Genomic DNA, 19,141 nt, shown 5'->3' on the forward strand with positions numbered 1-19,141 from the left:
CATCACTCCAGCAAGCTCTTGAACTCTTCTGTTTCGAGCTTTTCAAGAACATCGTAAATATTGTCTATCTTTCCACCCAACACCGAATAGCAGCCAGGCAGTTCCACATGTTTTTCGAAGAGGATCGGGCGACCATCATCTCCTTCGTTCTTGACCAAAACTGTTTTGACCTCGAATAGTGAGTCGACATACTTCGCTTCAAGTACGGCGGGTAGATACCGGCCTACATCCCGGACCATGCGATCGACACGAGTAGCACGATCGTATTCGTCGAGCCTCTTGTACGGGTCAACGCCCTGTTCGTCCTTCCAGCTAAAGTGTGGGGTGTAACGAACGTGCGACAGCGTGTGCAGGTCACGAGCAGGGAACGGCATCATCGAGAAAAATGGACCGTCCATGACTGTGACCCCAATTTCCTTGAGCACGCCTGGCGCTTGCATAAGCGCCATTTCAGTAACCTCCTGCTTGAGACCCATTTTGGTGCCAGGAAAGTCGCCTGAAAACTGATTCAGCCCACTGTAGGTGCAGTTGAAGACGTACCGACAATTTATTGACGAAGCATCCCCAGAATTCGACTGGATGGCTACGCTCAAGCTTTTGTCGGTTGGCGAACGGGAAATCGTTAAAGCACGGGTTGAGTAATGGATCTCGACACCTGCACCCTGAAGCTCTTTGACTGCCCATTCAGCAAGTCGAGTTGAATCGAAAGCATACTCTTCGACGAGAAAAACATCTTCAATCAGTCGAGGCTCAAAAAGCCGTTTTAAACCGGCTTCAGCAGGCTTGATCTTCGCTCCGATCTCATGGCAAAAACGCTCAAATTGCTTGGATGTTACTTTAGAGTTGCGTCTTGCAATAGCGTAAAGCTTTACAAAATCCTGCTTAACGGCGTGCGGCCAATCCCGCACAAAGCGAGGCAAATTCACTCGGCTACGAAATGCCGTCGTAAAGCTTCTGGGATAGTGATATCCATTGTGAACACGTGCCTGGTTGTTATACGAGGCACGGAGCAGCAGCTCCGGCTCCCGCTCAAGGAGGATCACCCGGCGCAATCCACGGGGCTTGGCAAGGTAGATCGCGATTGCAGCCCCGTAGAAGCCACCCCCAATGATGACTGCATCCGCAGTGCAAGATTGCACGGTCATGCAACAACTTGATCTGAATTGGGCAAGTCACGCGTTGCTGACGACGAGACATCCTCAATGTTCAGCTTCTCCCGGCGGGTCATACGTGCGCTCGTAAACTCTTGGCCAACATGATATAGCGGCCCCTCATTACTGAGGCTCGCCATATGCAATATGTATTCCCCGAGCACTAAAAGCACCAGTGAAATCAGGAAAAACATGCCTGACTGTTGCAATGACATACTCACCCAACCTGGCGCCACGTCAGTTTTGAAAATCCCAATGGCTACAACATAAACCGAATAAATTAAGTTGGCCGCAGCCCCAAACAAGGACAACGATGTCACAAGTCGCATTGGTGCTTGTGTTGTCGAAACGAGGAGGCGCGTCCCTCTATCAATGCTTTCCCCCAATTTTTTGGTATTCCTTGCAAGTGGTTTGCTGCTGTACTCCATGTTGATACGCGCAAAACCACCAGTTGCCGGCAAGTGCCGGTAAGTAACGGCTGGCTGGGGGTGCTGCAAGATAAAGTTAACGACACGTTTACTCAGCAGCCTGTACAGAGGCGCCTCTTTGGCCAGATGTATTCCATTGAACGATTTGTACAGAAAATTGAAGGCTGCATAGGCCGCTCGGTAAGCGAGACTTTGGCGTGGTTTCTGATGGTTATTTGCGAAAACCACATCTGCCCCCATCACTGCTTTATCGAGCATTTCAGGCAAGAAACCGATGTCGTCGAGCTGGGGATCAATGACAGCGACGAAATCACCAAGCGCATTCTCGAGCCCCACCCATGAAGCTGTGTCACCATCAACTTCCTTGGTAAGAGCATAAACTTGTAAGTTTGGATAGCCCGATTGACCGGTTAGATTTTTGAGTACATTGATGCTTTCATCATCAGACGCGTTGTCAACAATAATCAACTCGTAATCGGTGACGAGTGATGACAATTTTTCAGAGGCATTGTGAATAATGCTCTCTAGCTGATGGCCTTGATTGCGTACAACATACACAACAGACAGAAATACCGGGAAAAACGCCATTCTTATGGTCCCCACAACACGCATCTTTGCGATCCGATTGCATTTATCTACAAAATCTTGTCATTTTAAACACTGGGGGGGAGGTACGTCACCCTGTTCGGGCTTCCTCAATTGAATCTTTATCAATTTTCATGCCAGCACAAGGTTCAGAGGCGTAAGCAAGCCCTTCTGCCTGCCGGCGACGGACAAGGCCTGGGAGTTTTTTCCCCGCCGCCCACACCCATGCAATGACCCAGCAGTTTCTGCTCAGTTTATGCGGCTAATGCAAAGGCTGAAGGACGTGCTCTCACGCCTGCCCACGCGACCGGCTAGCCGTATCAGCGAATTGTTGCCGCATAACCGGACGCCCCAAACGACGAACTGAAAGACGGCGGCCGCTAACGCGGCCGTGTCAATGTGTGTTCCGCGGGCGCTTACCAACCATTCTGCGCTTGCTATGGTGCTCTTGTCGAATAGTACAATCTTTCTTTTTCAGTATTTAGTTTAGGCGTCGTTCCTTGACCCGCCCCTCCTATCACCCCCCCATAGCAGAACGCTATCCGCTGGCCTTTTTCGCAGGCGTCCTGGACTTCCTGCTGATCGTCGCCGGCAGCTACATTGCGCACTTCCTGCGCTTCGGCGACCTGTACATGACCGACTATTACCTGGTCGCCACCTTCATCATTGCCTTGATCGTGGTGATGTGCCAGGTGATGGTGGGCAGCTATCTGTCGTGGCGCGGCCGTTTTTTCTTTCGGCAACTCGGGCGGGTATACCTGGGGTGGTTGATTGCGCTGGCGGTTATTGCTGCGGCGGCGGTGCTGCTTAAGGTGTCGGAAGATTATTCTCGTATCTGGCTGGTGACCACGACTGGCGCGGCGCTGGTGCTGGTGACGGCGTTCCGTTTCTTGTTCTTCCTGCTGCTGCGCTACACCAGGCTCAAGGGGCGCAACCTGAAGCGGGTTATCCTAGTGCAAAGCGAGGGCGCGGGCGAAAATTTGCGGGCGCGGCTGCCTCTGTTGGCAGAATATGGCTATACGGTTGTTGAGACAGTTCCGTTGCAAAAGGCGGATGCCTGGCTCGATGGATTGGTACCCTTGGTAACCAAGGCTGGCGCTCACGAGCTATGGATAAGCTTGCCTTTGGCGCAGGGGCAATGGATCAAGTCGGTATTGCATGCGCTACGGCATCAGATGGTGGAGATCCGTTACTTTCCGGATTTTGCGGATTTGCCGCTGTTGAACCACCAAGTGGGCGAAGTGGCGGGGTTGTATACGCTGGATCTTAACCGCAGCCCGATGATGGGGCCGGCCCGGGTGCTGAAGCGCCTGGAAGATATTGTGCTTGGTGTACCCATCTTTTTGCTGACCTTGCCGGTGTGTCTGGCGATTGCAATTGCGATTAAGTGCACATCGAGCGGGCCGATCATCTTTAAGCAGTATCGTACGGGCATCAATGGCAAGCGGTTCAAAGTGTACAAGTTCCGTTCGATGGAGGTTCATGAAGAAGCATCCGGCCAGGTAACCCAGGCTAGCTTTGGTGATCCACGCGTGACGAAGCTGGGTGCGTTCTTGCGGCGCACCAGTTTGGACGAGCTGCCGCAGTTTTACAACGTGCTGCAGGGGCGCATGTCGATCGTCGGGCCGCGGCCGCATGCCTTGGCACATAACGAGTACTACAAGGACGAGGTAGAGTCGTACATGCAGCGCCATAAGGTCAAGCCGGGCATTACAGGCTGGGCGCAGGTAAATGGTTTTCGGGGGGAGACGGATACGCTGGAGAAAATGGAAAAGCGCGTCGAGTACGACCTCTGGTATATCGATAATTGGTCGCTTGGGCTGGACCTGCGCATCATCTTCCGGACCATTTACAAGGGTTTTTTGAACGGCCAGCCGTAAGGCACCCAGGCTCGTTTTAGGGCTATCAGCATGAAACTCCTGATCACAGGCGGCGCAGGTTTCATCGGCTCGACGCTGGTAAGGCATATCCTCCAGTCCTCGCCAGACAGCGTCGTCAATGTCGATGCGCTGACCTATGCCGGCAATCTGGAGTCGCTGGCGTCGGTTGCTGGGCACCCGCGTTACGCTTTCGAGCAGATAGATATCTGCGATCGCGCCGCGCTAGACCGTGTCTTTGCCCAACATCAGCCCGATGCGGTCATTCACCTTGCCGCTGAAACGCACGTGGACCGTTCCATCGACGATCCGGCGACGTTTATCCAGGCAAATATCCTTGGGACATTTACCTTGCTGGAGGCCGCACGGGCATACTGGCTGGGCCTGGATGCTGCACGGCGGCAGGCATTCCGCTTTCATCATGTATCTACGGACGAGGTGTACGGCGATTTGGCGCAGTCGGGTGACTTGTTTCGCGAAACGGCCCCGTATGTGCCTAGCTCGCCGTATTCTGCCAGTAAGGCAGGGGCGGATCACCTTGTGCGAGCGTGGCAGCGCACCTACGGTTTGCCTGCGCTGGTGACAAACTGCTCCAACAATTATGGCCCTTGGCAGTTTCCTGAAAAACTGATCCCGCTGATGATCTTGAATGCGCTGGAAGGCAAGCACCTGCCGGTGTATGGCCATGGCTACCAGGTGCGCGACTGGCTGTTTGTGGAGGACCATGCACGTGCGTTGTACCAGGTTGTGCGCGAGGGCGTGGTGGGCGAAACCTACAACATTGGTGGCCACAACGAAAAGCGCAACATTGATGTGGTGCGGGCGGTGTGTGCGCTGCTGGATGCGTTGCACCCCCAAAGCCAACCCCTTGATATCGATGGCCGCCGTATGTCGCATGCAGTGCTGATCAAGCACGTGCCGGACAGGCCGGGGCATGATCTGCGTTATGCCATCGATGCGTCAAAGATTAAGCGTGATCTGGGCTGGGTGCCGCAGGAAACATTCGCCACCGGTCTTCGCAAGACGGTGGCGTGGTATCTCGATAATCTGGACTGGTGCCGCCGGGTGCCAGATGGCAGCTACCGGCGCGAACGGTTGGGCACGTTCAAGTAAACAGTTCCGCATCGCGAAAGGGGCTGCCTTGCCTATCCTTGGGCGAAAGCTCAAGGGTATCGTTGGAAGGCCAGCGTATGCCCAGGTCGGGGTCGTCCCACGCGATGCAGCGTTCGTGCTGGGGGGCGTAGTGGTCGGTTGCCTTGTACAGCACGTCTGCGTGGTCGCTCACCACCATAAAGCCGTGGGCAAAGCCTTCGGGTATCCAGAGCTGGTGCTTGTTTGCGGCGCTGAGCAGGGTGCCTATCCATTTGCCGAAGGTGAGCGAGCTTTGGCGCAAGTCCACAGCCACGTCGAATACTTCGCCTGCAACGACGCGGATGAGTTTTGCCTGTGGCTGTTTTACTTGGTAGTGTAGGCCACGCAGCACGTTTTTCTTTGAGTGCGAGTGATTGTCTTGAACGAAGGAGGCGGCCCGGCCTATTGCTTGCTCAAAGCGTTCCTGGTTATAGCTTTCGTAAAAGTAGCCGCGTGCGTCGGTGTGGACATCGGGCTCGATCAGATACACACCGGGTAGGGATAGCTGCCGTGCTTTCATGGCTGTGTTGATGGGTTGTGGGCGCTGTCGAGCAGGCGCAGCAGATACTGGCCGTAGCCGTTGCTGGTAAGCGGCTGCGCCAGTTGCCGGAGCTGGGCGTCGTTGATCCACCCATTGCGGTAGGCGACCTCTTCAGGACACGCTACTTTAAGGCCCTGGCGCTTTTCAAGGGTGGCAATAAACTGACTGGCGTCGAGCAGGGTGTCGTGTGTGCCTGTATCTAGCCATGCGTAGCCGCGCCCCATTATCTCTACATTAAGCCGCCCTTTGGCCAGATAGTGCTGATTGATGTCGGTGATTTCCAGTTCGCCACGGGCCGAGGGCTTGAGTGTGTGGGCGATATCGATCACTTGGTTGTCGTAAAAGTATAGGCCAGTGATGGCGTAGCTGGATTGCGGCTGTATGGGTTTTTCTTCGATGGACAGTACGGTGCCGTGCTGGTCGAATTGTGCGACGCCATAACGCTGTGGGTCTTGCACATGATAGGCAAAGACGCTTGCTTTATCGGTGCGTGCCATGGCGCGCATCAGCAGTTTTTGCAGATCGTGGCCATAAAAGATGTTGTCGCCCAATACCAGCGCGCAGGGCTGTTTGCCGATAAAGCCTGCGCCAATGATAAATGCCTGTGCGATGCCTTCGGGCTTGGGCTGCACGGCATACTGTAGTGCGATGCCCCACTGGCTGCCATCGCCCAGCAACTGCCGGAAGCGCGGCGTGTCCTGCGGGGTTGAAATGACGAGGATATCCTTGATGCCCGCCAGCATCAGTGTGGTCAGGGCATAGTAGATCATTGGCTTGTCGTACACGGGCAGTAGCTGCTTGCTCACGGCCAGCGTTGCCGGGTAAAGGCGGGTGTTTGCGCCGCCGGCCAAAATAATGCCTTTGCGGTATGTCATGGGCTTAATCGTAGCAGGCTAGCTCGTCCACCAGGCGTTCAACACCAGTTTGCCAGCGCGGCAGGTACAGGCCAAAGGTGTCCGTGAACAAACTGGTGTCCAGGCGCGAATTGTGGGGGCGGCGGGCGCGGGTGGGGTAGCCTGCGCTATGCACTGGGCATATGGCGTCTGGGCCAGCGTTTGTGGGTGGGCCTTTTGTATGCGCGTGCTGCAGCAAGTAGCGGGCATACCCATACCAGCTGGTTTCGCCTGCTGCTGCCACATGGTAGATGCCGCCGTGGTCGGGGTGTTGTTGCAAGTGTGTAATAGCGTGGCTTGTTACGTCGGCCAGCAGATCGGTGCTTGTAGGCGCGCCGATTTGGTCGTCGACGATTGTCAGGTTGCCGCACTCTCGCGCCAGACGCAGGATGGTGGTCGCAAAATTCTTGCCGCGTGCTGAAAACAGCCAGCTCGATCGCAGGATCAGATGCTTGCATCCCACTGCCTGTATCGCCTGCTCGCCTTGTAGCTTGCTCTGGCCGTATACATTGAGCGGCGCGGGGCGGTCTGCTTCGCGCCAGGCCGTGCTGCCTTCACCATTGAAGACATAATCCGTTGAGTAGTGCACCAGCCAGGCATCCAGACGTTTGGCCTCTTCAGCCAGTATGCCGGGGGCGGTCGCATTGACGGCGTGGGCGACGTCTGGTTGGCCTTCGGCCTGATCTACGGCCGTGTAAGCAGCCGCGTTGACGATGATGTGTGGTGCGAGCTTGCGCACGGTATCGCGTAGCGCATCGGGCTGGGTCAGGTCACCGCAATAGGCGGTGCTGCGCCGGTGCAGCGCAACAAGCTCGCCCAGCGGCGCCAAGCTACGCTGCAACGCCCACCCTAGCTGGCCCTGGCTGCCGAAAAGCAGGATCTTCATGGTTATAAGTTATAAGGCGGGCTTTGGGTGCGACGCTAGTCAGGCGCTAGCTGACGCCGACTTCGTGCTGGCTGCGCTGCTGCAGCCAGGCAGTAAACTCCGCGCCGACCTCATCATGCTGTTCGCCCAAGTCTACCGTGGCCTGCAAAAAGCCCAGCTTGCTGCCGCAATCGTAGCGCTTGCCCGTGTACCGATAGGCAAACACTTTTTCTTTTTGCAGAAGCTGCGCAATCCCGTCCGTCAATTGGATCTCGCCGCCCACCCCGCGCGGCAGGTTCTCCAGTTCTTTGAAAATCGCTGGCGTCAGGATATAGCGGCCCGCTACGGCAAGCGTCGTGGGCGCAACATCGGGCGAGGGCTTTTCTACAATGCCTGTGATGTCCACAACATTGTTTGCCCCCGGCTGGCCACTCACAATCCCATAACGGCGGGTATGCTCGCGCGGCACATCCTGCACCGCAAGAATGCTGGCCCGATGCTGCGCAAACTGCGCCACCATCTGCGCCGTAATCGACGGCTTGCCCACCATTAGATCATCCGCCAACAACACCGCAAACGGATCATTGCCCACAAGCTCCTTGGCGCACAACACCGCATGCCCCAGCCCCAACGCGCGAGGTTGGCGAACATACGAGCACACCATGTCGTCGGGTGCAATTCCGCGCGCCACATTCAGCAGCGCCGTTTTGCCGGCCAGCTCCAGCTCATTCTCCAGCTCATACGCTGTATCGAAGTGATCCTCCACACTGCGCTTTGTACGGCCCGTCACAAAAATCATATGCCGGATGCCAGCGGAATAGGCTTCCTCGACAGCATATTGGATGAGCGGCTTGTCCACGACCGGCAGCATTTCCTTGGCAGACGCTTTGGTGGCGGGGAGGAAACGGGTGCCCAGGCCGGCTATGGGGAAGAGGGCTTTGGTGATGGGAGGCATGGGTGGTGCTATGCGCGTTACGCGGATTGAGAGATTGCTTGTAGTGTACTGCGAGGACTGTATAAATCTGGAACTCCCCTGTGGATAGGTGCTCGCGGTAGGCGTGTTTCCAACATATCAACGCGAACCCCTCAGCGTGCCAAACTAGCTGTTAATAGTTGTTAACCCTGATTGAGCCCAACTAATAGACTGGTCTAGTATTCCGTACCATACCAGTTAAAAAAGCGCCCGTAATGCCACAAGCCATTCAAAAGCCCGAACGCGGCACTGCCCGCGATAGCCTTATCCGCGTAGGGGTAGAGCTGTGTACCCAGGCGGGGTTCCAGGCAACCGGGGTTGAGCAGGTATTGCGCGGCGCGGGGGTTCCGAAAGGCTCCTTCTACCATTACTTCCCCAGCAAGAAAGAATTTGGCCTTGCTGTCATCGATGCCTACGCCGAATATTTCTGTACCAAGCTGCAGCGGCTTCTCGAAAATCCAGACGTGGCGCCGCTGGAGCGCCTGCGTAGCTTCGTCGCTGAGGCTGAGCGGGGGATGGAGAAGCATCAATTCCAGCGAGGCTGTCTGGTGGGCAACCTGGGGCAGGAGATGGCGGGGCTGGATGATGAGTTTCGCGAGCGGCTGGAGGCGGTGCTGAAGCTTTGGCAGGCGCAAACCAGCCGGTGCCTGAAGGCGGCGCAAGAGGCGGGCGAGCTCAACGCTGCGCTGGACGCAGATGGGCTCGCGGAGTTTTTCTGGATTGGCTGGGAAGGCGCGATCCTGAGGGCCAAGTTGACGCGGTCGTCTCAGCCTATGCGCGCGTTTGCGGATGGATTCTTTGCTTATCTTGGTCGATAAAAATTTTGTTCGGAAATAAACCGACCGGTCTAATTGTTAACGGAGGTGTACGAGATGTTCAAGGCAGTCATGTTACGCAAGGCGGAGGATGGATCGACCGTCGCGGCAGTGGAATCGGTGGATCCCACAGCATTGCCGGAAGGCGAGGTAGAGATCCGGGTGGCGTATTCGACCTTGAACTACAAGGATGGCCTGGCGATTACGGGCCGCGCGCCGGTAGTGAGGCAATGGCCCATGGTGCCGGGTATCGACCTGGCGGGTACGGTGACGAAAAGCAGCAGTGCTGACTTCCCTGAAGGCACTGAAGTGATCGTGAATGGCCACGGTATGGGGGAGATCCATTGGGGCGGTCTGGCCCAGGTGGCGCGTGTGCCCGCGAAGTGGCTGACACGCAAGCCGGCCTCGCTGACGGCGAAAGACACGGCAAGCATCGGGACGGCGGGGTATACGGCCATGCTGTCTGTGTTGGCATTGGAGCGCCATGGCGTGAAGCCGGGCGATGGCCCCGTACTCGTCACGGGGGCCAATGGTGGGGTGGGAAGTTTTGCGCTGGCCTTGCTGGCGCGGCGCGGCTATGAGGTATGGGCCTCCACAGGGCGGCCGGCCGAGAGTGCTCGCCTCAACGCCCTCGGCGCCAAGGGCATCATCAATCGCGATGAGCTGTCCGGTAAAGGCAAGCCGCTGCAAAAAGAGCAGTGGGCGGGCGCGGTGGATTGCGTGGGCAGCCACACGCTGGCGAATGTATGCGCCCAGACGCGGTATGGCGGCGTGGTGACGGCGTGCGGCCTGGCGCAGGGCATGGATTTCCCGGCCACGGTTGCGCCCTTTATCTTGCGAGGCGTGACGCTGGCGGGCATAGACAGTGTTTATGCGCCTCAGGCGCTGCGGAAACAGGCCTGGCGTTGCCTGGCGAGCGAGACCGACCAGGCGTTGCTTGCCGGGATCGCGCACACGATAGGTCTGGGCGACAGCATCGAATACGCGTACAAGCTGATGGGCGGGGACATCAAGGGCCGTGTCGTGGTTGACCTGGCGGCCTGACATGGACGCCAAAGCCACTTTTGATGCGGGGCTGGCGCCCGGGGAACGGGCGCTGGTGCAGACGGCGCGCGAGTTCGCCGCGCAGCATCTGGATATCGATACGCCATACGACATTGCTACGCACCGCCGCCTGCTGCAGCAGGCCTGCCGCCGCGGCTTGGCGGGCATCGAGGTGCCAGCCCGTTTCGGCGGCGCGGGGGCATCGTACTCCACGAGGATGCGGGTTTGCGAGGCGCTCGCCAGCCACCATGCGGGGTTTGCATTTTCGCTGGTGAACCACCACAACATTGTGTCTCGCATCGCGCAGTCGGGCGGGGCCGTGTTGCAGGACGCACTGGTGGCAAAAATGCTGGATGGCGGCGCGATAGGCTGCACCGCCATGACAGAACCGCAATCGGGCAGCGACTTTGCCACGATGCGCATGAATGCGGTGAAAACGCAGGACGGCTGGGTGCTGAACGGCGCCAAGGCGTGGATTGCCAATGCGAGCCTGGCCGACGTGTTTCTGGTTTACGCGCAGACGGATCCCGACAAGGGTGCCGCGGGCGTGGCGGGGTTTATCGTGCTGGCGGACGATGCCGGGTTCAGGCGCGGGCAGGCGTATGACGCGCCTTCGGCGCAGGGGATGGGAGTGGGGCAGTTTGCGCTTGAAGACTGCCTCATCCCGGACGCGCGGGTGCTGTATCCGCCGGGGGATGGGTTTCGCGCAGCGATGCGCGGGGTAAACCAGGCGAGGGTGCACGTGGCGGCGATGAACGCCGCCATGGTGGAGCGTGCATTGAATGCGTCGTTGGGCTATGCCGAGTCGAGGCAGGCGTTCGGCAACCCTGTGATCGAGTTCCAAGGGCTGGGCTGGTCGCTGGCCAATGTGGCGACGCATCTGCAGGCGATGCGCCTGCTGGCCTATGCTGCTGCGCAAACGATAGACGCCGGCGAAGACGCGCAGGTCATTGCCGCCATGGCCAAGAAGTACGCAAACGACCACGCGATGCAGGCCATTTCGGCGTGCATGCAGGCGATGGGTGCGCACGGCATTACCGAAGAAGCAGGCCTTGCCAGGCTGCTGGGCTGGGCAAAAGCGTTCTGCTACACCGACGGCACGCCGGAAATGATGAATGAACGCATTGTGCGTTGCATGCGCAAGGTACAGAGGAAGTAACGATGAAGGACTGAGCAGGTCAACAAAATCCGAAAAGGAGGAGACATCATGAAAACACATCGCATACTGTCGGCAGCTGCTTTGGCGCTTGGGCTGGCCGCCGCTGCGCCGCATGCGGCATTTGCCGAAGACGGCTATCCCTCGCGCCAGGTGCGCATGGTCGTACCCTTTCCCCCCGGGGGCTCTGTGGATTACATCGCCCGCATTGTGATCCCGGAATTCGCGAAGAAGCTGGGCACCAATGTATTCATCGAGAACAAGGGCGGCGCCAGCGGCGCGATAGGCACCGCGGATGTAGCCCGGGCCGATCCGGATGGCTACACCCTGCTGATGGTGTTCGACACGCATGCCGTGAACCCGCACATCAACAAGAGCCTGCCTTACGACACCTTTGAGTCGTTTGACTACATTACCGGCATGACGAGCGCGCCCATGGTGCTGGCAACGCGCAAGGATTTTCCGGCGGAATCGCTTTCAGGGCTGATTGACTACGCCAGGAAGAACCCCGACAAGGTGACGTACGGATCTTCCGGCGTGGGTGGCTCGAACCACCTTACCGCGCTGGCCTTCTCCAAGGCCGCCAAGGCGTCCACGCTGCATGTTCCCTATAAAGGCGGCGGGCCGATGCTTACTGCTGTCATTGGCGGCGAAGTCGATTTCGTGGTGACCACGTTCCCGCTGGTGGTCGAGCGCATCAAGGCCGGGCAGCTGAAGGCCCTTGGCATGGGCAGCACTGAGCGCGTGAAGCAATTGCCCGATGTGCCGACCGTGTCGGAGCAACTGCCCGGCTACACGGCGACGTCGTGGATCGGTCTGGTGGGGCCGGCAGGCCTGAAGCCCGACGTAGCGAAGAAGATCAACGAGGCGATGCGGGACGCGCTGAATTCGCCCGAAGTAAAGGACAGGCTTACGGGCGAGGGCTTTGCCATCATGGCCGGCACACCGGAAGCGTTCAAGACCTGGGTGAAGGAGCGGTACGCCGAAGCCGAGCAGCTTATCAAGGTCGAGAAAATCGCCATGAACTGACCTCCGCGAGGATCCGCGGAAACGTAGAAGAGGGGCAACATGGAAGACAAACCACTGCATGAATACCTCAGGCAGCATGCCCGGGCCACGCCAAACAAGACGGCACTGGTGTGGTACGGCCATGAGATGAGCTATGCGGAACTGGACAGCCTGACGGACAAGTGCGCGGCATTCCTGCACAGGCTGGGCGTGCGCAGGGGCGAGCCAGTAGCGCTTTTCATGCAGAACTGTTGCCAGTACGTGATTGCGCACTTCGGCATCCAGAAACTGGGGGCGATTGTCAGCCCATGCAGCCCTCTCTTCAAGCATCACGAGCTCGGGTATCAACTGCAGGATCTCGGCGCCCGTGTGATTGTCGCGGCCGATGGCTTGCTGCCCGTGGTGCAGGCGGCACGGCCGCAGACGGCGCTGCAGCATGTGGTAACGACACGCTATAGTGACTTCCTGCCGCAGACGCCCGCGTATACCGCGCCGGAGGACATCAAGCCGCATGGCGGTGGCTTGGCGCAAGGCGTTTTGGACCTTTGTACTGAACTGGAAAAGGTCGATGCCGCACGGGCTACCGAAAGCATGGGTTTGGAAAACGCCGACGCCGCGCCGGCTGCCGAAAGCATAGGCCTCGACGACGTTTCGCTGCTGGCGTATACCTCTGGAACGACCGGCCGTCCGAAAGGCGCCATGCTTACCTACCGCAACGCCTTGTTCAAAGCCCGCGGGGGCGCCATGGCGGGTGGCCTGACGCAGGAGGACGTGCACCTGGCGATACCGCCGCTTTATCACATCTCGGGCATGCTGTGCGGTATCAACATCCCCATCTACCTGGGCGGCACGATCGTTCTGCATTACCGCTTCAATACGGTTTCTGCTGTTGAATCGATTGCACGATACCGCCCCACCTACTGGAAGGCGATTGCACCCATGCTGCAATCGATCATGGACGATCCCGCTGCACAGGGGTTCGACCTTTCCAGCCTGCGCAAATGCCCCGCCACCAGCTTCGGGATCCGCACAACGCCGGAACTGGCCGAGCGATGGCGCGTATTCACAGGTGACGCGCTGGTATACGAAGCGGGCTACGGCCTCACCGAGACGCATACCTTCGATTCGGTGACACCGCCCGATGCCGTGCGCTGGGGCAGCAACGGCAAGCTGCTGCCCGGAGTGGAATGCAGGATCATCAGCATAGAAACCGGGCAGGAACAGCCGCCCGGCGCAACGGGCGAAATCGTGCTGCGCAGCCCTGGGAACTTCAAGGGATACTGGAAGCAACCGGAGAAGACTGCGGAAACACTGTCTGACGGCTGGGTGCGGACGGGGGACCTGGGCTCGGTGGACGCGGACGGATACTTGACGTTGTCAGGCAGGATGAAAGAGCTGATCAAGGTGTCGGGCTATAGCGTGTTTCCCGAAGACGTCGAGTCTATTCTTGTCGTGCACCCGGGCATCTCGCAGGTGGCGGTGATCGGCGTGGACGATCCGGCGAAGGGGCAGGTGGTGGCGGCGTTTGTAGTGCCCAAGCCGGGATACGATCTTGATGCGGAAGCATTGATTGCCTGGTGCCGGGAGAATATGTCGGCTTACAAGGTGCCCAAGATGATTGAGTTCTGTGAATTGCTGCCCATGACTGCGTCTGGGAAGGTGAAGCGGAATATGCTGCGGGTGGCGGTGGCGTAGTGTCAGGGGAGCCTTGCACAATAAGTCGTTTGCAACCGTCGCTCAACATGGTCGGTCGGCACTCTGGAGAACCACGGCGGCTGCGGAGCCTGGTTTACGTAAACTGACCAGCCTCCACGGAACCGGAGTGATTCACTTCTAGAGTTTACGGAAAATTTCCATAGCTCCACGTGCAGTCTGGTGACCTACTGAACTTTTATCTCCGCCTCTTTGACAATCGTTTTCCATTTTGCCTTTTCCGCATCGATAAAGCTTTGGTATTCAGCCATATCGCCCTTATACACTTGACTGCCTTGTGCCTCGAGCGCCTGCTTGAATTCAGGTTCGCCTAGTGCCTTGATCAACGCCGCATTCAAGATGTTGACCACATTCGCAGGCGTGCCTTCAGGAACAAACAGGGCATTCCACGAGCTTATCTTGAGGTCTGGGTTACCTGCTTGTGTGCTGCTAGGCACACTGGGTGCGGCATCGGAGGCTGTCTCTGATGCCAGCGCCAACGCCTTGAGCTTACCGGCCTTCACGTGCGGCATGATGACCGGAATAGCATCCATGACGACATCCACTTGGGCTCCGAGTGCCGCGTTGACGGCCTCGCCGCCGCTTTTGAACGGAATATGAAGCAGGTTGATGTTGCTGGTGTACTTCAGTAGCTCAATGCCCAGTTGCGGTGAACTCCCAACACCAGCCGAGCCGTGGGTCAATTTTCCCGGGTTTGCTTTTGCGTACTTCACGAGGTCTTGCAGGCTGTCAATATTGAGCCCAGGGCGTATTGCCAGCACATAAGGTGAGCCCGATACCATGCCGACTGGCTTGAATCGATCGGGGTTGTAGTTGATGGATTGCATGATCAGTGGATTGACGACCTGCGTGCCCACGGTCCCCATAAAGACTGTGTACCCATCAGGCGTCGCATTGGCCAGCGCCATAGCACCAATTGTTCCCCCTGCACCCGGTCGGTTCTCTACCACTACGCTTTGATCAAGTACATTCGCCAAGGTTTTGCCGAGGTGGCGAGCAATAATGTCGGTGATGCCGCCCGCGCCGAAGGGAACAATCAGCCGGATGGGGGCCTCGGGATATGCGGCTGTCGCTGGCATCGATAAAGTGGCAGCGGACAGCGCGATGGCAGCCAACACGGAAGCCATGGGTTTCGTAAGCGTGTTCATAGTCTCTCCTCCATTATTGTTCGCGGGTCCGTTTCTGTATAAGTAACTGGTACCGCGCAAACGGTTTAGATTTTTTATTTCCGAAAAGTACCGACCAACCGAGCTGGCCGCATACAAGCACGGTATGGAACCGCTATAGGTCAATCACCAAGCCTGCGCCGGCACAGCCACTGACACAGGGGGTAAAGTATTCGGTGCGTTCCTGATCTGTCAGGCAGAGATCCTGGTGTTTGGGTTCACCATCCAACCAACGCACCATACATGCGCGACAGATACCGCCCTCACAGGAAGAGGCGACGGATACGCCGGCCCGCTGTAATGCATTCAACGCCGTTTCTCCCGCCCGCACGTCTATCCGGCGTTTTGACCTTCTGAGTGTCAACGTATAAGCGTTGCCCGAGACGGGTATCTCAGGAGGGGCGAAGAATTCTTTATGGACATTTCCGGGTGCCCAGTTTGTGGTGGCTGTAGTGAAATCCTGCAACATCGCCAATGGGCCGCAGAAGAAGGCGTGGGTGTCGTCATCGGGTTCGCATAGAAGGTCTGCAATTGTTGTGTTGTGGCTGTTGGCGCGATCATGCAACACAAGATCGCCACTGTTTCCCAACTTCACCAACATATCCCGTAACGGCGGTTCGTTCCGGTAGAACAGATGCATCTGGTATGGTGCCCTCATATGCTCGAGCTGGAGCAGCATCGGAATGAAAGGTGTCACGCCAATGCCGCCGGCGATAAAAATATAAGAAAGACCTGGCTTGATCGGCGGAAAAGTATTGCGGGGTAAGGAAATGCGCAGGTTATCTCCCGCACGCAGCACATCATGTATATAACGCGAGCCACCTCGTCCGTTGTTCTGTCTCTTCACCGCCAAGGTGTACTCAATGTTCAATGAAGAGTCGCCGCAAAGCGAATAGGATCTGGTCAGGCCATTATTCAAGTACAGATCTATATGGGCCCCTGGACTGGCGGCGGGAAGCTCCCAACCGTCCGGATCACGCAAGCACAGAACACGTATGTTATGTACATCATAAATTGCATGGATGACCGTTTGCACATAACGTATTGGGGTTGATTGCTCAATCATGGCTCGTTCTTATTCCAAAACGCGCCTGCGGGCCTGACTGTGTCACCAACATGGATAACACCTGTACGCAGGATCTTGCAGTTCAATCCTGCTCGATTGATCAGCGTCGCAAATACCTGCTTTCCCGTGACCTCTTCCAGATGCTTGCAAGGTGTCGATAGCCGGGTGGCCTGGAGCAAAGCATCGCCAATCCAAAATTGCCTGCCTACGAGATGATTGAGTGCAACGCCACTGACTGTGATGTTGCGTCTATGCTCGTGCGGTTCGAGGTCGACACTGTGATCGCGTTTCAAAGCTTCGAGTGTTTCGATCTCGAACAGCGTTACCTGACGTCCCTCTTCGGGCCGGTCCGAGTAATACCCCATGCCGCTTGCGTAGCGATCGCCCTCTATGCCCACGCCTTCGATCAGCTTCAACGAATCGAAGTACCGCATGGGCAAGTAAGCCCTAGGACAGCTGCACAAGTGTGTTACGCGCCCGAACGTGGAGGAGTCCATCACCATAATGATTGTTATCCATGGATGCTTGTTAATTTCCAGTCAGCTGCCATACGGGGCAACCTTTAAAACTCTAAAACTGCGCTGTTCCAGAAATCATCAATAAGATATAGAATATCTTATAAGACACGATGTGTCCATACAGACATGAAGATTCTAATCTTGTTTCATGACCCTGCACAACAGCGATTTCAACCAACAAGCACCGAAACATGTCGCGACGTTCTTTTTGGATGCGTCGCCGCCCCGAGGAGAAAAACCATGGCAAACCTATTGCGCATCGATACCAATGAAAGAATGAGTCGCGTCGTAATTCACGGGAACACCGTTTCAGTGGCCGGCTTGACGGCACATGACGGCACTCTCGATATCAAGGGGCAGACGCGGCAAGTGCTTGAGCGCATCGACGGCTATCTGCTGCAGGCTGGCACCGACTGGGATCACATTGTGTCTGCTCAAGTGTGGCTCAAGGACATTGCCCGAGACTATAGCGGGATGAACGAGGTATGGGAGGCATGGTTCAAGCCGGGCAGCACCCCTGCCAGGGCGACATGCCAGGCGGAGCTTGCACAGCAAGACCGTCTCGTAGAGATCATTATCACTGCCGCACTGCCTTGAGTACGCCAGCGAAATGCCACATTTCTGATTATTCTTTTATGGGTTTCGATATGACGCTCCCCGCTCCCTTGAAGTGTAGCGACGTTACACGCAATGCCACTTCGGCTTCAGGCGTGCCACCATTAGAACTGGTCGATACGCTGCTATCCGGAAACGGATGGAAAGTGCGTCTGTTGGCAGGTTACTGTGGCATACCCCTGAAACGACGCTCCTTGTCTATTGTTGATGGGGATCTGGAAACCGCTGAATTTTCGGCAATCAATCCGCTGCGCCAAGTTCCCGCACTGAGAACTCGTGAGGGAATATGGCTGGCCGAGTCGTCGGCCATCTTGTGGTATCTCGGGGAGGGATCCGCATTTTTGCCCGATGACGTGCTGAAACGGGCACAGATCCTTCAGTGGATGATGTTCGAGCAAACCAAGCTTATGTGGAACCTTGCTCAGCCGCGGCTATGGATTGCCTTGCGTCAGAGCATGGACCAAGACGATCCACGGGCGCAACGCTGGCGCGCTCGAGGCTATGCTGCCCTGGAAGTGCTGAGCAAACAGCTTGGGCACCATGCGTTCGTAGCTTCGGATCAACCAACCATCGCAGATGTCGCACTGTATCCGTACATCCGAATGGCGCACCAAGGCGGCTATGATCTGGCGCGGTTTGACCAGATGTCGGAATGGCTATTGAGAATGCGCAGCCTGCCCGGCCACACGCCGCTTATCGAAGGCGATTCAGCCAGCGCTTGAATCAACGGTTTTTGTTCAAAGAAGCAGTAACCCTTTACGTTATGTATGAGCTGCTATGGAGAGGCGATTATGGCAAGCACAATGGAAATGACCAAGCAGGAACTGGTGGCCCAGGCTCAAACTCGGATGCAGAACTCTTTCACGATACCCGAGCGCAGCATTCGCGAAAAATTGGCGATAACCAGCCGGGTGCTGTACGACGGTGGACACGATTCGGGCTTGGCGGGCCAGCTCACCGCACGCGGCACAGAACCCGGCACGTACTATACGCAACGGCTCGGTTTGGGATTCGACGAAATTACAGTCTCCAACATCCTGTTGGTTAATGAGGACCTCGACGTCCTTGAGGGGCACGGCATGCCCAACCCTGCCAACCGTTTTCATTCATGGATTTATCGGCATAGGCCAGATGTGCAATGTATCGTGCATACCCATCCACTTCATGCCGCCTCGCTATCGATGCTGGAAACGCCGTTGGTGGTGTCTCATATGGATAATTGTCCCTTGTATGACGACTGTGCCTTTTTGCAAGAGTGGCCCGGCGTGCCAGTCGGCAACGAAGAGGGTGAGCTGATCTCCCAGGCGCTGGGCGACAAGCGGGCCATCCTTTTGGCGCATCATGGGCTGCTAGTCGCGGCAACTTCAGTAGAAGAGGCTTGCATTCTGTCCTTACAGTTCGAACGGGCAGCAAAAATGCAGCTTCTGGCAATGGCTGCGGGCTCTATCAAGCCCATACAACCGGAACTTGGCCGCGAGGCGCATGACTGGATCCTGAAGCCGCGCCGTACGCAAATCGGCTTTGAGTACTACGCCCGCAAAGCCTTGGCGCGCCACCCCGACGTACTTCGGTAAGATGATATTGCGCGCCAGCGCC

19 protein-coding genes are annotated in these 19,141 nt (G+C 57.1%); 10 read left to right on the plus strand and 9 right to left on the minus strand.

Translation table 11 applies throughout. The features are described 5' to 3' along the window. Positions 1–2: 2 nt before the first annotated feature. Both LOL23_RS07440 and LOL23_RS07445 read right to left on the minus strand, forming a co-directional pair. Positions 3–1,145, minus strand: coding sequence for an FAD-dependent oxidoreductase (locus tag LOL23_RS07440; protein ID WP_237173397.1), 1,143 nt, complete (start codon positions 1,143–1,145; stop codon positions 3–5). After that, positions 1,142–2,167 carry a glycosyltransferase gene (locus LOL23_RS07445; RefSeq protein ID WP_237173398.1) on the minus strand — a complete coding sequence of 342 codons (1,026 nt, stop codon included), beginning with the start codon at positions 2,165–2,167 and terminating at the stop codon, positions 1,142–1,144. Before LOL23_RS07445 ends, LOL23_RS07440 begins: the two co-directional genes overlap by 4 nt. A gap of 497 nt (positions 2,168–2,664) precedes the next feature. Here LOL23_RS07445 and LOL23_RS07450 point away from each other — a divergent pair, with 497 nt between their 5' ends. Further along, the gene (locus LOL23_RS07450) at positions 2,665–4,044 is read left to right on the plus strand and encodes an undecaprenyl-phosphate glucose phosphotransferase (RefSeq protein ID WP_237173399.1); all 1,380 of its coding nucleotides are present in this window, start codon (positions 2,665–2,667) and stop codon (positions 4,042–4,044) included. Positions 4,045–4,074: 30 nt separating this feature from the next. Next, positions 4,075–5,154: a dTDP-glucose 4,6-dehydratase gene (gene rfbB, locus LOL23_RS07455; protein ID WP_237173400.1), complete on the plus strand. Its 1,080-nt coding sequence runs from the start codon at positions 4,075–4,077 to the stop codon at positions 5,152–5,154. On the opposite strand, the gene rfbC is transcribed toward rfbB, so the two are convergent. The 4 genes from rfbC to galU are packed head-to-tail and all read right to left on the minus strand — an operon-like array spanning position 5,147 to position 8,426. After that, complete coding sequence (gene rfbC, locus LOL23_RS07460; protein WP_237173401.1) at positions 5,147–5,692, minus strand: dTDP-4-dehydrorhamnose 3,5-epimerase; 546 nt, start codon at positions 5,690–5,692, stop codon at positions 5,147–5,149. The genes rfbB and rfbC overlap by 8 nt on opposite strands. Continuing rightward, positions 5,689–6,588 carry a glucose-1-phosphate thymidylyltransferase RfbA gene (rfbA, locus tag LOL23_RS07465; RefSeq protein ID WP_237173402.1) on the minus strand — a complete coding sequence of 300 codons (900 nt, stop codon included), beginning with the start codon at positions 6,586–6,588 and terminating at the stop codon, positions 5,689–5,691. The genes rfbC and rfbA overlap by 4 nt, the downstream gene beginning before the upstream one ends. 4 nt (positions 6,589–6,592) lie before the next feature. After that, entirely contained in the window at positions 6,593–7,492 is a 900-nt protein-coding gene (gene rfbD / locus LOL23_RS07470) for a dTDP-4-dehydrorhamnose reductase (protein WP_237173403.1), read from the minus strand. Positions 7,493–7,538: 46 nt separating this feature from the next. Next, positions 7,539–8,426 carry a UTP--glucose-1-phosphate uridylyltransferase GalU gene (gene galU, locus LOL23_RS07475; RefSeq protein WP_237173404.1) on the minus strand — a complete coding sequence of 296 codons (888 nt, stop codon included), beginning with the start codon at positions 8,424–8,426 and terminating at the stop codon, positions 7,539–7,541. A gap of 233 nt (positions 8,427–8,659) precedes the next feature. On the opposite strand from galU, the gene acuR reads away from it, so the two are divergent. The 5 genes from acuR to LOL23_RS07500 are packed head-to-tail and all read left to right on the plus strand — an operon-like array spanning position 8,660 to position 14,162. Beyond that, positions 8,660–9,262, plus strand: a complete 603-nt coding sequence (gene acuR / locus LOL23_RS07480) for an acrylate utilization transcriptional regulator AcuR (RefSeq protein ID WP_160980046.1) — start codon at positions 8,660–8,662, stop codon at positions 9,260–9,262. 54 nt (positions 9,263–9,316) lie between these two features. After that, complete coding sequence (acuI, locus tag LOL23_RS07485; protein ID WP_237173405.1) at positions 9,317–10,303, plus strand: acrylyl-CoA reductase (NADPH); 987 nt, start codon at positions 9,317–9,319, stop codon at positions 10,301–10,303. Between the two features lies 1 nt (position 10,304). Further along, entirely contained in the window at positions 10,305–11,462 is a 1,158-nt protein-coding gene (locus LOL23_RS07490) for an acyl-CoA dehydrogenase family protein (protein WP_237173406.1), read from the plus strand. Positions 11,463–11,510: 48 nt separating this feature from the next. Continuing rightward, positions 11,511–12,488 (plus strand): Bug family tripartite tricarboxylate transporter substrate binding protein, encoded by a 978-nt coding sequence (locus tag LOL23_RS07495; RefSeq protein WP_160980052.1) that lies wholly within the window; start codon positions 11,511–11,513, stop codon positions 12,486–12,488. 39 nt (positions 12,489–12,527) lie between these two features. Further along, positions 12,528–14,162, plus strand: coding sequence for an AMP-binding protein (locus LOL23_RS07500; protein ID WP_237173407.1), 1,635 nt, complete (start codon positions 12,528–12,530; stop codon positions 14,160–14,162). Between the two features lie 185 nt (positions 14,163–14,347). On the opposite strand, the gene LOL23_RS07505 is transcribed toward LOL23_RS07500, so the two are convergent. From LOL23_RS07505 to LOL23_RS07515, 3 genes are all read right to left on the minus strand, one after another. Next, positions 14,348–15,328 carry a Bug family tripartite tricarboxylate transporter substrate binding protein gene (locus LOL23_RS07505; protein WP_237173408.1) on the minus strand — a complete coding sequence of 327 codons (981 nt, stop codon included), beginning with the start codon at positions 15,326–15,328 and terminating at the stop codon, positions 14,348–14,350. Positions 15,329–15,461: 133 nt separating this feature from the next. After that, complete coding sequence (locus LOL23_RS07510) at positions 15,462–16,412, minus strand: PDR/VanB family oxidoreductase (protein WP_237173409.1); 951 nt, start codon at positions 16,410–16,412, stop codon at positions 15,462–15,464. After that, positions 16,409–16,846, minus strand: coding sequence for an MOSC domain-containing protein (locus LOL23_RS07515; protein WP_237173410.1), 438 nt, complete (start codon positions 16,844–16,846; stop codon positions 16,409–16,411). Before LOL23_RS07515 ends, LOL23_RS07510 begins: the two co-directional genes overlap by 4 nt. Before the next feature lie 324 nt (positions 16,847–17,170). Between LOL23_RS07515 and LOL23_RS07520 the strand changes: the two genes are divergently transcribed. From LOL23_RS07520 to LOL23_RS07530, 3 genes are all read left to right on the plus strand, one after another. Further along, complete coding sequence (locus LOL23_RS07520; RefSeq protein WP_160980060.1) at positions 17,171–17,527, plus strand: RidA family protein; 357 nt, start codon at positions 17,171–17,173, stop codon at positions 17,525–17,527. A gap of 113 nt (positions 17,528–17,640) precedes the next feature. Then, positions 17,641–18,267 carry a glutathione S-transferase family protein gene (locus LOL23_RS07525; protein WP_237173411.1) on the plus strand — a complete coding sequence of 209 codons (627 nt, stop codon included), beginning with the start codon at positions 17,641–17,643 and terminating at the stop codon, positions 18,265–18,267. A 69-nt stretch (positions 18,268–18,336) separates the two neighbouring features. Further along, positions 18,337–19,119, plus strand: coding sequence for an aldolase (locus LOL23_RS07530; protein ID WP_160980064.1), 783 nt, complete (start codon positions 18,337–18,339; stop codon positions 19,117–19,119). Positions 19,120–19,141 lie beyond the last annotated feature (22 nt).

It is taken from the genome of Paracandidimonas lactea (assembly GCF_021653995.1).
GTDB lineage: Bacteria > Pseudomonadota > Gammaproteobacteria > Burkholderiales > Burkholderiaceae_B > Allopusillimonas > Allopusillimonas lactea.